We start from the raw sequence: 14,778 nt of genomic DNA, 5'->3' as shown, positions 1-14,778 counted from the left end.
TTATTCTGGTTTTGTTTCTAGTAAATAATGAGCCATTGCATTAAACATAAACGCATTGCTCCAGCGCATATAAGAAATTTTAGAACTCATACCTTGTCTATACTGGTAATAAAAATACCCTTTTTTATGTTGCATGTTATCAATCGTCCAATGTAACACCTTAGAAAGCAATACTTCATTAGGCTGAAAAGCATTCATTTTAGATAAGGTGACTATAACTTGAGCAGGACAATGAATATCTATAGGAAATGTTTTATCGTGATAATATTTTGGCATACCATCCGCTTCAAAGAAATTTTCTAGATAGTATTTTAATCCTGAATCTAAATGCTTTTGAAAACTTTGATCTCCCGTATTTTGTTGATAGGTTTCAATAGCATCTAAATTAAATCCGGTATGAAAAGAATCTATCCAAGATTGAATGGGTAGTAAGCCATAAATCCAAGACCCATCTTCGCTTTGCAAATCGCAAGCCGCAATTACAGCCTGTTTTGCTAAATCAGCATGTTGTTGGTTTTTGGTATACTTATAAGAATAACTTAATATTTTAGCCCCTAATAACGATGCGTTAATAACCGTATTATTACCATCTAGCACACTATATGAGAAAATAATTCCTCTCTGATGTTTTGTTCTCGATAAATCATTGACCACAAAATCGGCAGCAGTTAAGGTTTCTTTTAAAACGGTTTCATTTTTTGTGATTTCGTATGCTTCTAATAAAGCTTCTACACAAAAACAAGTGGCTACAACCGTTGGAGTATACTTCTTAAAAAGAAACAAACGTCTTGCTTGCCAATCGAAATTATAACCCCAAGCCGAACCCGAATAGCCTTTAGACCTTAAGCCTAATAGTAATTCTGAAAGTTCATTGATACGTTCTAAAATCTGGTCTTTAGTTCCAAAATCTTCGTTACCAGTTTCAGCTAGTTTATATAAGCGACAATACCCTAAAAGAAATAACGCTAAGCCTTTAGTGTTATGTTCTTTTGGCACTAAAAGCAGCTTCCTAAAATTAATTGGACTTCTTTTAAAACCTTGTATCCAAGCTAATCTTGCTAAATCCCAATGTTTTAATGGTAAAGCTTGAAAAACCTTAGAGTTCATCCCATCATAAGGATCCCAACCTTTAAAGTTTTCGGCTTCACAATAGCTTTTAAGATGTTTAAAACTTGATGCTATATTAGATTTCAACTTGCTCACCTCCACGTTTTACAGATTCTAAAACTTTAAATGACGCTTTGGTTACCGCTACAATGTCTTCAAAAGGAATTGGTGCTTTGCCATCGGTTAATAAGCCATTAACAAAAGCTTCAACCATTTCTTTCTGACCTTTATTTTGATTGAAAATCTTATCCTTTTTAGGTTTTCCTTTACCGTAAATTTTTAATTCTTTAAAGTCGTTTAAGGTTGCTGAAATTCCAGCAGAAAATACCTCAACATATTCTTTAGTCATAGACTTAGAGCCGTTAGCATAATACGCTACTACTCCTGATGATCCATTTTCGAATTGAATTAAAATATTCAACGTATCATTTAATTTATTGGCATCAGGTAATGCTGAAGCCGACACTTTAACAGGAAGACTTCCATTAAGATGGGTTAAGTAATCGATAAAGTGACATACCTCACCTAAAACGCGACCACCTCCAATTTCTAAATCTTGAATCCAAGTATCACCAGGAATAGCACCTGCATTAATTCTATATAACATGGTCATAGGATTGTTACCTACAGCCTTTTTAAGCTTATCTGTTAATGGTGAAAAACGTCTATTAAAACCAATCATTACTGCTTTTTTAGCTTCAGATTGTGCTTCTATGATCTCTTCTAATTCTGATTCTAGTAAACATATTGGTTTTTCAACAAATACATTTTTGTTTGCCTTTAGACTTTTTAAAACGTAAGGACCATGAGAATCGTGACGCGTCGCAACAAAAACCGTATTGGTTTTGTCATCTAACACATCAGCTTCTTCTGTAGCACAGAATTGAAACTTGAATTTCTCGGCAACACGCTTAGAAGTTGTACCCGTGTTTGTAAGTACTCCTACTCTAGCAACGTCATTGGTTTCTGGTATATTTGGCAATAGATTTCCCTGTGCATAACTACCAGCACCTATAAATGAAATGTTTATTTTTCCTAATTGCTCTGATTCTGAAGTTGCAATTTTAGTTTTATTAGCTGATTTTTCCGTATTGTATTTTAAAGCGATACCTGTAAACGGTTCCGCTTTAGACACTACTAAATCGAATGCTTCTTTCGCATTATCAAACTCAAACTCGTGCGTGGTTAAATAATCGATATTGATTTTACCAGTCGCGATTAAATTTTGAAACGCTTCCATGTTTCGTTTTTCTGTCCAACGCACATAAGGCAACGGATAATCGATTCCTTTTTCTTCGTAATTAAGATCATAACGTCCAGGACCATAAGAACAGGCCATTTTTAATTCTAGCTCTTTACGATACCAGAATGGGTCGCGTTCAAAACCAGTTGGCACAGCACCTAACACCACCACTTTTCCTTTTTTACGTGCAATAGCACCTGCAAAATTAATAGGGTCTAAACTTGCTGTTGCTGCTGCAATAATTACAGCATCTGCTCCATAACCATTTGTTGCGGCTTGTATTTGTTCTTCTACTCCTGCTGCATTTCTAGTTAAGCCTAAATCAACTACTTTATTATCTACTGCTTGTTTTACTGCAGCTTCAGAAACATCGATTCCGATGACCGTTACACCAGAAGCTTTTAATATTAATGCTGCTAATTGGCCTAATAAACCTAGACCAATAATGACACAAGATTCTCCTAAACGTAAATCTGCTTGACGCACACCTTGCATAGAAATAGCTCCTAAAGTATTATAAGCTGCATCTTTTAGGTTGGTATTATTATCTAGTTTTACACATAAGTTAATTGGCACCGCAACAATTTCTGCATGATTAGCATAACCTGCGCCAGCGCAAGCCACTTTATCTCCCACCTCAAATTCCGTTACACCTTCACCAACTTCAATGACTTCTCCTGCACAACTATATCCTAATGGAGAGTATGCATCTAATTTTTTCATTACAGCTCTATAGGTTTGAATTGGCCCTTGTTTTTTTAAGGTGTCGATGACCTGCTTTACTTGTTGTGGGCGCTCTTTTGCCTTACCAATTAAACTTTTACGCGCTGCCACGACTGTTGAACCTTCTGTACCAGCACTGATTATAGAATAGTGATTTTTAACGATCACCATGCCTTTTCCTAATTGCGGATAAGGTACGTCTTGAATAATCATATCGCCAGAACCTAGCTTTTGTGTGAGTTGTTGCATTATTTTATAATTTTATTAAGAAACCTATTTGGCTTAATTATCTTTTTAAATATAAACATGGGCAAAAATAAACCGAGTAAAAAGAAAATGAGCATTATTGGTAGAGAAAATTCGAAGTTTAATTTTTTGATGATCAAAAGATAAAAAGACCCCATCACTAATGTATTCATTAAATAGATGTAGTAAGAGTGTCTTCCTATGTCTGCTAGATAGTTTGCAATTTTAAAAACAACGAGCTTTAATGCTAAATAATGCACTAGAGGTATTGACACTATACCAAACAAAACTTTAGGAATTGCATAATAACTATCAACCACAACCAAAGTTGCAAAAATAAATATAAACAACCAACCTACTTTTTTTAAGTACTTATAATATAACTCTAGATACTGAGTTGCAATAATGCCTAAAACAATATACAATAAGTAAAAACTAAATAGGTCGAAATTCAATACGTTAGTAAAGTTTAAAAACTGAAAAGCAATTGCAATAACTAATGCTAAAATATAATTTTTGCGTACTAACCTTTTTAACAATGGAAAAATCAAATAGTATTGAAATAAAACATATATATACCACAAAAAACCTGCAGGTGCTTTTGAAGGATATACTAACATATCTATAATGTCTAACTTTAACTTAGACAGGGAATAATTATTTGCTATATATTCAAACCCAATAAAAATAAATGAAAACAAAAGATAGGCAGGAATAAATTTATTAATTCTTTTTTTAATATAATTGTTATATGCTGATAACGTTTCTATTCTCTTATAGGAATAAGACATTAAAAACCCAGAAAAAAACATAAACAATGGCATATGAAATTTGTAGAGGATTTTACGAGAATTGATATACCATTGCGGGAGACTGTCATCTAAATACAAATGACCATATACTACTAAGATAATAGAAATTCCGATAGCTACATCGACGTCCAGTAAACGCTTTAATTTAGGATTTTTCATTCTAAGGACTTATTTAACGTGGTCAATCCGATTAATCCCCAAACTAAAATATTATAGAAATAATAATTACCTGGCATTAATCCCGTACAATCAACTATAAACATGGTTAATAGCATTAGACCAAATAATTTATACTCGCGATTGGCTTTAAAAACACTATTAAACATTCTTATTATAAAGAATACAAATATTACAACTCCAACTACTCCACTAATTAATAAAAGTCTAAGAAACTCATTATGCGTTGGTCGTGTAAGTCCATCTCCAAAAATCTGAAAAAACAAAGGCTGCTCGTTTGTCCAAAAATCCCAATATTCTTGCCAAACATAACCTCTACCTGCCAACGTATATCTCGCATCTTTTATCTCTCCTGCCTGATAGCCTGTTTCTTTACTAAATAACTGCTCAATATTCCCATAGATAACATCTCCAAACATTACAGACACCACTATTAGAGCAACAGCAATTGCAATTGTTTGCTTAACTTTAGATTTAGAAAAAAACATTATTAACGCTATCCATAATCCAGTAATCCCAACCCCAGCTTTACTAAAAACCAGATAAACTGAAAATAAAGCAGAAAATGTGACTCCGTATAAAAAATATTTTAAAAATCTTTGAGGCTTGAAAAACTGAAAATACATCAAGATTGCCAATAAGGTCATTAAACCATAAAACCGAACTGGAAATGCATCATGATAAAAGCCCACATATCTCGTTAAACCAACCGTTTCTCTGGCATAAAAAATAATACCCGTTTGAAACTGAAACAGACTAACTGCTATTGGGAAAAGTCCACAAATTATAATAGCCAAAAGTAATTGCTTTAATCTCTTTTTATTAGTAATTAACGATGGAATTAAAAAAAAACCCATGTAAATATTGAGATTCAAAATCAACAACTCTAAAGTCGCAGAAAGCTTTACAGGCAATGCCAGAATAAAACTCAAAGATAAGGCTAGAAATAAAAATGTTGCATTTAACCTCCATGATTTTGGGAAGTTTTTTCTATTTAAAAGGGTAGGGTAAAACAAAATAGGAATTAATAAACCACCTATGGAGCCAAAAGATAACGGTCCCATTCTAATATTCCAAAATGCATCTACTATTGATTTCGTAGCCACCAAAACCAAAAAGGCCGCAAATATGCCTTTTTTCAATTTGGCCAAGATTATAGCAAAGAGTATTAATATTGGTATGATTATCATGATACGTCCATATGCTTTTTAGGTAAAGGTCTATATGGCTTGTCTAAGGTTTTTAATATTTTAATTGGATTTCCTGCAGCAACCACTCCTTCAGGAATATCTTTATTCACTACGGAACCTGCACCAATGATGGCATGGTTACCGATAGTAACATTACGCATCACTACTGAGTTGACACCAATAAACACATGATCTCCAATAGTTACATACCCTGTACCATTATCTTCTGGATTAATGATATGTGCCGCACCATCGTGTGATAGTATGTAACAACCATGCGTAATTAAACAATGATCACCAATAGTCACTTTACCACGTCTTACATCTATTTTAGCCCCTAAACTGATCATCGAATTTTTTCCAATGGTAGCTCCAGATGCTTTTAAAAACGACATTTGAAAAAAACGAAGCACATTACCTAAATAATGTATTAATTTTCGAATTATAGTTTTCATGTGTATATATTTATTGTTTTTCAATGGTCACATGGTACATCCATATCATCATTTCTTTGGGTATTGAAATTTAATTATGAATGTATTATGCTGTCAATGTATTTGAAATAATAATTTTAAAATCATTCGCAATTTTTTCAATAGAGAAATTAGAAACTACATACGCTCTATTTTCTTCTCCTATGGCTCTGCGCTTTTCATTATATCTTAAAGCCTCTTGCAAAGCCTTCTTTAACTGTTCTAATTCCCCTGGCACAAACGAAAACCCATGCACCTTATCCTTAAACACTTCTTTATGTGCGCCTACTGGTGTAAACACTACTGGTTTGCCCATAGACATGGCTTCTAAAAGTGAACGTGAAAACCCTTCCGAGTAAGACGCTGTTAAAAATATATCAGTTGACTGCAAATGTTTCATTTTATCCTCACCACTAATAATGCCCAGGTTCACATAATTCTTTTTGTACTCTGAGTTTAAAATTTTTGCCTCTGCTTCAAACGGATCTTCATACGTGATTTTCTCGCCTGTAAACTGATTATAAAATACACCACGTTCCCCTTTTCTTATATTACCTGCAAAACAAAAGGTTGCCCATGGAAACTCTTGGCAAATTTGAGGAATTATTTTTAAAATATCCGTATAACCTTTGGCTTTCGTCATATGACCCATGACCAATATTTTACCTTCTTCTATCTGACTATCATCACTTTTAGCGTATTGCTCTATATCCATAGCCTGATATAACACTGCCATCTTATGCTCCGGAACAAAGGGTTGAAATTGGTCTTTTAAGTAATTGGCTTGCACTATAGCACAATCCACCTTTTTTAAACTTATACCAACCATTTTTTTTATAAGCCCATTAAATTGTTGAAAATTAAGTTTAAAGTGACTACCTCTTAAGTGAATAATGACTTTTGCTCCAAATAATTTACTTAATAAAATGGTCCATACATCTCGTCCAATCCAACCAATTTGTGTTGGTGTAATGGGATAATATACACATTTAGGTTTATTTGTAATGAGTAGCTTTAATAGTTTAGAAAAGTAAATAAAAAAGTTAGTCAGCATGGATAGATCTAACTTTCCTTTCTTTGTATTGTCAGTTCTAAAGTTGGTTTTAAGAAACTTAATATCAAAGGCTGTATTTAACGTTTCAGACTCTAAAAACTGTTGCATACTTAATTCGGGACCAGAATATGGAGGAGGTGTCGGTCCAATAAATAGTATTTTTGGCTTTTTACTCATCTAATAAACTCGTTTTTATTTGTTGTACCCAGTTTTGTACAGATAAGTCCATACCTTTTAGTTTCGCATTTTCACAGAATTGTTCTAATACACCTCGATTTACTAATAGATTTTCAATCTTGCTCACATTGGCATCTACATCCTCTTTAAGCACAAAACCATTACTACCTTCTTCAATATACTCTAACTCTGGCGCATGGCTAGGCCCTTCTAAAGTGACATAAGGTCTACCATAAGCAAAGGCATGGTTAATAGACAATCCTGAATGCCCTGGAATAAACACTAGACTTGCCTTCTTCATAATTGGCGCAATTTTAGCTTCATCTACCAAAGTACCATGCCAATATATGTCTTCGTTTTCTTTTAAAGCATGTTCTACAATAGCTTTCTCAGGACCATCACCAATAATATCTAGTTTTAAATCTGGAATTGTTCTTTTAAGTTTTTGAATATATTCTATAAGTACTTCGATTTTTTTTGATGCAATGAGTCGTCCTATAAAAACTATTCTGGTTTCATTTTCTGGAGGTAATTGAAATGTATAAAACTTTTCTACCTCAGTATTATCTATTGTATTGTTAGCCCAATAGGCTTTTTTAGAATTAATTAGTTTATTCTCAACAGCCCAATCACAACTTTTATGTGTATAAAAAATTACGCGATCAAAACTCTTATAATAAAACTTCGTCAACACTTTATCTATAAATGTAATTTTCCCATTACCTGATTTTAAAATAGGATGGTTATAGGAAAACAACTTTACGCCTGAGTTTTTCTTTCTAAGATTTTTAGCATATAAAAATAAGGGTAGGTTCTTTTTTTCTGCAGGAATTAAAATCCAGTCAAAATTACCGAATACGTTTTTCAATTCCTGTTTTACCACTTTTGAATTTCCGAAGTCTTTTTTAGATACATTGACTTTAAGCTGCTTAAAACTCCATTGTGTATGAAGTTCTTCATCTCCCATGTTATCTCTTCCCGTACCCGATAAAATGGTAAGATTAATACCATTCTCTTCTGCTAAATGATTAAGAAAACGTGCTTTATAGTGATTAAAATTTGGTGCGAGCCAGAGTATTTTCATTATGCGAGTTCTTCTATTAGTGCGTTCCAACTTGACTTAAAATAGTTTAAATCAAATTTACTAGCGTATTTATGACCTGCGGTGGTATATTGATCTGTGTTTTCTATACTACGTGCTATATGTTTATCTAACTCATTTATATCCTTAACCATAATTTGGTCTGCATTCTCTAATAATTCTAGCATGCCACCTGTACCAGAACCAATTACTGGTGTTTTAGACAATAAGGCTTCGTGGGCAATTCTGTTCCAACCTTCAGTCATGGTTGACATACATAATACCACATCGCAACATGCTAAAAATAGCGGAAACTCTTCTTCAGAAAAAAAGAAGGTTTTTACATTTTTATTACTGACATCTACTTTGCCTGTGGCTACAAGGTTGTATTTATCTTGATCAATTACCTCTAATATTTCACTAATACCCTTACCTGGACTATTTGGCCCTATATAAACTACTGGTTTGATGCCTTCTAAATGGTATTTCTTTTTAAAAATCTCTTTTTCGTCATATGAAAACTCATAATCTTTAATATCAAATGCATTGTATATGACTTTCACATTATTAACACCTATGTTGGTAAGTGTAGTCTTCCATACTTCAGACACTACCACAACGGCATTCATCTTTTTTAGATTTCTCTTTAAATTGAAGTAAAAGATTTTAGACATCAGATTTTTATTAAAAATGTCTTCGTCTATATGATGCACAATTGCAATATTCTTTTTTTTACCATTGAATTTCCCTAAAGCCAGAAGGTATGGATCAATAACACATATATCTCCATTAATTTTTGACTTATGATTTTGAAAAATATAGTTTATTGTATTCGTGGTTTTTATTAACGCTTTATTAATAGCCACCTCATAATTTTTCTTTAAAACATCTATAGCTAACAACTCATAAACTCGCCCTCCCCTAACATGCGCTACGCTTTTTTCTGAAACAAAAGCATTGTACATGGCCAAAGACTTGGTAAGCCATTCGATCTTTATGTTAGATGCCATAGCCCATTTTTTTTGCTGTGTCTCCACAAATAGCATTAAAGCTCTTCTTCATATCTTCGGACCACTCGTTATAGCCACCAATAAGCTCAACGTCTGACTCTTTAAACTGCAGCATTGATTTTGCTTTTACTCTGAAAATTGCTGTTTTAGACGTGTTTTTAGGCTTTGAAACTTCCGTTTTCCATACGGATTCTGGTATCATAGGAATCTCTAGGTAGTTAATGAGTTCTTGAAATTTACCGTAGTCTGAAATTAAGTCTTCAAATTTGAAACATCTATCTAAATCATCAGAAAGCCTATTGTTTGTATGCGTCCAGTACCAACAAATTTTTTCGAATCTACTCATTTTTCCCCATTGGCTAGCATAAGGATCTGAATTTTGAGGCACAATTTCTAAATGTGAACTTCCGTTTTTATATACATTTCTTGAATAAATAGAAGGCACTACTTTTTTAGGATCTCTTACAACGTGTGCTACTTTAGCATTGAGGTTATTCTTTAACCAAGTGGTGTTATAGCGCAATAATGAATTGACTTCACCATAATAATTACAGCTAGACTCTGCACTCGTTTTGAGCTCAACATCTTTAAACCGCTCTTGCAGATTGCTCTCTAACACTTTTAAGTCACTAGCATAATAAGATAAAGGTAGACTCACATAATCCTCTCTATACGGTTCATGAAAACACATGACCTCATTAGAATGATTTAACATATTCGCAAAGAATTTGGTTCCTGATCTCCCTAATGATGTTATAAAAAAATATTTCATGAATTTTTACTTAATGTATTTATAAAATGGTCCGTCATTACTGTAACGGTATGATTTTTATTTGCATAGTCAGATACACCACTCGAAAGATCAACAAAAGCTTTATCATTTTCTAATAATTGAATGCAAGTATCTTTAGCCTCCTCAACAGACTGTACTACAAATCCTAATTGATTTTTGGTAATGACCTCATCTGGATTAAACCCAAAACTTAGCACAGGCACTCCTCTTAACCAACTTTGTATAAATGTATTTGGAAAACCATCTCCATCTGGAGTTGATGTGTTTACAAACAGTGATGCTTCATTAAAATAAGATAAAGCCTCCTCAAAAGGCAACTGACCAGTAACTTTTAAATTTTTAGGACAATCTTTTAATAATTGATCCACATACCCTTTATCACTATGTCCACCTATCATTATAAAATTGTACTTGCTGTCTGCCATATTACGCGCCAAATTTACAAATAATTCTGGTCTTTTATGCTTTCCCCAATTGGCACACCACAAGATGTTTTTAATCCCTTTCACATTTAATTCTCGAGACCTATTTTCTGGAGTTGGATGTCCTGAAATCATTTTAGAACTCTCTAAACCAAAATTCTTTTTAATATTAAGTCTTTGAAATTCATTTTGAGAAAAGGCCCTACTCACTCCTTTCATGGCTGCATTTCTTAGTTTATCACTAATCACTGCATTTATATAAAATATACTATATTTTATTAAGCCCACTTCTTTTTTGTTATTTCTAGCCTTATAACGCTTGGTGAAAAAATTATTAAATGGAGCTAAATTATCGGTGCATACCCATATTAATTTAGCGGATGACTTCTTTTTATACTGTGCAGAAGCCCATAAGAGTGGAGATGAGTTGCGTTGAATAATAATATCTGGAGTTAATGACTTAAATGCCTTTAAATACGCTTTACAATTTAGCCATACAAACTTATTAGCAGGCTTAAGCCAAAGCACATTTACTCCATTAACCATACTCGTTGTATTGACTTTACTTGCTTTCGTAGTTTGGCAAACGTAAGACACATTATAACCACGCTCAGCAAGCTCTTGTGCTAAATAATTGGCTTGCACTTCTGCACCACCACCACGCTCACTAATATGCCAAAGCATTACAAAGGTTATTTTATGTTCTTTATGCATTTTGTTGAAATAACTTTACATAGCTTTCAATGATACTATCGTTAGAGAATTGCTGTTTTGCAAATGTTTTTGCATTTGCACTCATTTGGGATAACATGTCAGGGCTCTCAATTAACTCTTGTAATTTTAGTGCTAATTTATTGACATCTCCGTTTGAACAATACCCAATATTATGTGTTTTCATCCATTGATTTGGGTCATGATGCAATGATAATACTATTGCTCCACTCAACCAACTTTGAATGTAGGCATTTGGTAAACCATCTGCATCTGGTTGGCTTGTATTGATATAAATTTTTGCGCGATTATAATATTGAAACGATGCTTTAAAATCTACTCTTCCAAGAGTTTTGATTATTGTTCCTGCAGACAACTCGTCTATGTGTGTTTGATATGATGCTACATTTGTTCCACCTGCTAGAACAGCACTCCAATCGGAGACCTTAATTTTCTTTATAATTTCAACAAAAAGTTCTGGTTGTTTAACTTTAGACAGATTAGCCAACCATAATATTACATTTTCTTTGGTCTCAATTTTTTGAATAGGCATAAAAAAGTAGCTCGATATTACCGTACCAGATTTACCTAAATGCTTTTTGGTTGCTAATTTTTGCTCTTCAGATTGGTTAACAACAGATTGCGCCATTTTCATACCTTTATTGATATACTTATCTTCGTAAGCCTTAATAGGGTATAAAAATGCTTTTTTTAATATTGATTTACCAGACTCTCTTAAGCGTTTTACATTTTTATTGAATTCGGCACTATCATCTCCATTTGTACCCCAAACATATGTGATGTTATGCGCTTTAGCATAAGTACCAGCCACATATTGCATTACATTTCTTCCTCTCACATATACAGCATCTGGTTTTACCTCGTTGAGGATAGACCTATAATCATTCATTGTTTTTTTCCAACCTAACATGCCTGGTCGCGCTTGTATCCAATAAAAGTGCACGCCTTCTATAATCTCATCTTTTGGTTTGGTGGTGTCTTTGGTAACTGCGATATAGTTAACATCTATATTTTTTGATTTAAACCCTTGCGTCAAATTATAAAGCTGCACTAAAGTGCCATTAATTGGAGCTGTTTTATCAAATAAATAAGCTTGTGCTAGTATGGCTAGTTTCATTGATTAATTTAATTTAAAGGTTCCTCTTTTTAGAAACATATTTTTTAAACACAAGTTTTACGGTTTTAAAAACACCTACAACTGGTACAAATGACATAAATATATTTTTTATGTAATTTAAAGTGTCCCAGTAATTATAATTTAAATTAAGACTTTTTAGGTCTATATAAGTGGCCTTTTTATCTGTTGCTTTATATAACTCTTTACCAAAAACTAATTCGATTTTCTTTATAAAACTAGGGGATAATTGTAATTTATATTTATCAATATTGTTAACAAGTAATTCATTTGTCCCTTTTTTTGTTCCTGACTGACTTTCTTTGATTCTTAATTTTTTTAAATCAAACTCATTATCAATTTTTAAGAACTCGGAAACCGTATCAAAAAAGGTATTAGAATCCCCTAAAAGCTCTTCATAATTCACTTCTATATAATCAATATTTTTATCTTGAAAAATCTGCCTGGCCTTAGTGATGTTTTTAATACACGCACCAATTCTCTTTAGCAATACAGTATTATCTTTCTTATTTAGCTTTTTCCAAGCTTTATTTAGGGACTCCTTATTTATAAATTTATAGTGCCTAAATGAAAATTTATCCTGAGAAAGTGCTATGTCTATTGGGTTACGTGTTAATAAAATATACTTTGCATTAGGAAAATGTTTTATAAGCAAATTTATATTCTTAATATGTTGTGGAGATTTATCCCCTAACCATTTTAAATTTTCTTGCGATTTTCCAAAGATCTCTGAATGGTGATATAAGAGCTTAGCATAAACGGATTGAAAACTAAATTCAGAAAGACTATTAAACCACAACGACTCCTCTAGCTTAAATGTATTAGCATTTTCAAACCCTCCTTTTTTTAAGTCTAATTCTGCAATATTTTCATTGTCTAGATAAAACTTCTCAAAATTCTCTTTAATACTAAGATCACCATAAACCTCTATTTTTTTTAATATAGAAAGTAATGATCCATACTCTCGTTCAGGAATTCCTATAGACGGATTTGTATTTAATAACTGTCTTAACATTGTGCTTCCCGAACGCGCATTGCTAATAATGAAAACTATGTGAGAGGTATTTATTGACATTTACATTATAATTTTAATTGTTTATATCTAAGACTTCAATCATATCCTTAACAAATGATTGACTAAAGATCTTTGCTCCAACAGCATTTAAATGTGTTGCATTATGAAATAATTTAACATCTGTATTTCCTTCCCATTCACTATAATTAAAAAAGTAAACATTATCATTTTCTGACGCTACACTTTCTAATTTATTTAAAATAGTCTGTTTTCCTTTAAAAATGGCATTAGTTTGACTAAACTCAGGAGCATACACTATAATCAAAACTTTCCCTTTCTCATTGGCTAATTGAGCCTCATCTCTTATAAAACTAGTAGCTAAAGATATATCATCTTGAGAAATCACTTTTGAGTCTACCTTAATCTCACCGTCCCATATATCTTCAAAACCTCTATATCCCTTATACTTAGTATATAAACTTGATGTATTTGGTTTGAACTTAGACTTTATCCCTTTTAAAAAATATTTATAGTTCCCATGGAACTTATACAGTGGCACATACTTATCTTTCCAAAGATCAGGTTGAATGTTCGATAAATTAGAATATACATATTGGTTATTAAAATATGGAAAAAATTTATACTTCTTAAAAATGCCATCTTCTCTTCTAGAAAATTCTAAGGCGCCAACAACATGCACAATATACTTAACATCATTCTCGGAACTTAAGGCTTGTTCCCAAAGCGCTCTTTGCATGTTAAAATCTGCACCAGACAAACCAATTACTCTAGATTTTATTCCTGTTTGCTCTTCTATTACTTTTATATCAAAATGGTTCCATGCTCTTGATGAACCAAGAATCAAAAGCTCGTCGTCTATTTTATTATTATAGAGTAAATCTAAATCTTTATAATCATCATCCTTCAAATTAGATAAACCAGATACAGCCAGGACATCTAACAATTTAAAAAGAATTGTAACAACAATTAAAAGAGCAACGGATTTATATAAAAATAACTTCATTATAACTTAAAATTGAAAATATATAAATGAATTAGCTTCGTTTGGCATAAATAATACTATTAAAAGTAACACTAGGACATATAACATGTACCGAAACACGAAAGGTAATTTAATTAATCTACTTAAAGAATGAGTCTCTTTTCTCCCAAACCACTCTATGCCAATTAAGAAAAATATTAAAACTATCAAAACCGTAGGAACTATTGATTGTCCCTTATTAATTAAAAAAATATTTTTGATATAATCTATACTATGTGCAATGTTGTCTGCCCTAAAAAATATCCATGCAAAACATGTTAATACAAAAGTGACACCTATTTGAAAAATCTCTTTTATACTTGGCAACATTTTATTTGAAGCAACA

Annotated in this window: 13 protein-coding genes and 1 pseudogene; all 14 read right to left on the bottom strand. The window is 32.4% G+C overall.

The window, feature by feature from the left end:
• Positions 1 to 1,203 carry a delta-aminolevulinic acid dehydratase gene (locus tag DFQ10_RS04210; protein ID WP_115816114.1) on the bottom strand — a complete coding sequence of 401 codons (1,203 nt, stop codon included), beginning with the start codon at positions 1,201 to 1,203 and terminating at the stop codon, positions 1 to 3.
• On the bottom strand, positions 1,184 to 3,322 hold the full coding sequence (locus tag DFQ10_RS04205) for a bi-domain-containing oxidoreductase (protein ID WP_115816113.1): 2,139 nt from the start codon (positions 3,320 to 3,322) through the stop codon (positions 1,184 to 1,186). The genes DFQ10_RS04210 and DFQ10_RS04205 overlap by 20 nt, the downstream gene beginning before the upstream one ends.
• A complete protein-coding gene (locus tag DFQ10_RS04200) occupies positions 3,322 to 4,290 on the bottom strand; it encodes an acyltransferase family protein (RefSeq protein WP_115816112.1) in 969 nt (322 codons plus the stop codon). Before DFQ10_RS04200 ends, DFQ10_RS04205 begins: the two co-directional genes overlap by 1 nt.
• Positions 4,287 to 5,450, bottom strand: a complete 1,164-nt coding sequence (locus DFQ10_RS04195) for a hypothetical protein (RefSeq protein ID WP_147299171.1) — start codon at positions 5,448 to 5,450, stop codon at positions 4,287 to 4,289. The genes DFQ10_RS04200 and DFQ10_RS04195 overlap by 4 nt, the downstream gene beginning before the upstream one ends.
• 44 nt (positions 5,451 to 5,494) lie before the next feature.
• Positions 5,495 to 5,953, bottom strand: coding sequence for an acyltransferase (locus DFQ10_RS04190; RefSeq protein WP_115816110.1), 459 nt, complete (start codon positions 5,951 to 5,953; stop codon positions 5,495 to 5,497).
• A gap of 85 nt (positions 5,954 to 6,038) precedes the next feature.
• Entirely contained in the window at positions 6,039 to 7,202 is a 1,164-nt protein-coding gene (locus DFQ10_RS04185) for a glycosyltransferase family 4 protein (RefSeq protein ID WP_115816109.1), read from the bottom strand.
• Positions 7,195 to 8,286 (bottom strand): glycosyltransferase family 4 protein, encoded by a 1,092-nt coding sequence (locus tag DFQ10_RS04180; protein ID WP_115816108.1) that lies wholly within the window; start codon positions 8,284 to 8,286, stop codon positions 7,195 to 7,197. Before DFQ10_RS04180 ends, DFQ10_RS04185 begins: the two co-directional genes overlap by 8 nt.
• On the bottom strand, positions 8,286 to 9,293 hold the full coding sequence (locus DFQ10_RS04175) for a glycosyltransferase (protein WP_115816107.1): 1,008 nt from the start codon (positions 9,291 to 9,293) through the stop codon (positions 8,286 to 8,288). Before DFQ10_RS04175 ends, DFQ10_RS04180 begins: the two co-directional genes overlap by 1 nt.
• Positions 9,283 to 10,065, bottom strand: coding sequence for a sulfotransferase domain-containing protein (locus DFQ10_RS04170; RefSeq protein ID WP_115816106.1), 783 nt, complete (start codon positions 10,063 to 10,065; stop codon positions 9,283 to 9,285). The genes DFQ10_RS04175 and DFQ10_RS04170 overlap by 11 nt, the downstream gene beginning before the upstream one ends.
• Entirely contained in the window at positions 10,062 to 11,222 is a 1,161-nt protein-coding gene (locus DFQ10_RS04165; protein ID WP_115816105.1) for a glycosyltransferase family 4 protein, read from the bottom strand. Before DFQ10_RS04165 ends, DFQ10_RS04170 begins: the two co-directional genes overlap by 4 nt.
• Positions 11,215 to 12,357 carry a glycosyltransferase family 4 protein gene (locus DFQ10_RS04160; protein WP_115816104.1) on the bottom strand — a complete coding sequence of 381 codons (1,143 nt, stop codon included), beginning with the start codon at positions 12,355 to 12,357 and terminating at the stop codon, positions 11,215 to 11,217. The genes DFQ10_RS04165 and DFQ10_RS04160 overlap by 8 nt, the downstream gene beginning before the upstream one ends.
• A gap of 13 nt (positions 12,358 to 12,370) precedes the next feature.
• Positions 12,371 to 13,450 (bottom strand): sulfotransferase family protein, encoded by a 1,080-nt coding sequence (locus DFQ10_RS04155; protein ID WP_115816103.1) that lies wholly within the window; start codon positions 13,448 to 13,450, stop codon positions 12,371 to 12,373.
• Between the two features lie 13 nt (positions 13,451 to 13,463).
• Positions 13,464 to 14,414, bottom strand: coding sequence for a hypothetical protein (locus DFQ10_RS04150; RefSeq protein ID WP_115816102.1), 951 nt, complete (start codon positions 14,412 to 14,414; stop codon positions 13,464 to 13,466).
• Positions 14,415 to 14,420: 6 nt separating this feature from the next.
• Positions 14,421 to 14,778, bottom strand: a pseudogene (locus DFQ10_RS18655) (MBOAT family O-acyltransferase); the annotation flags it as partial.

The organism is Winogradskyella eximia (genome assembly GCF_003386165.1).
Lineage (GTDB): Bacteria > Bacteroidota > Bacteroidia > Flavobacteriales > Flavobacteriaceae > Winogradskyella > Winogradskyella eximia.
This window is presented reverse-complemented; position numbering and strand designations above follow the sequence as displayed.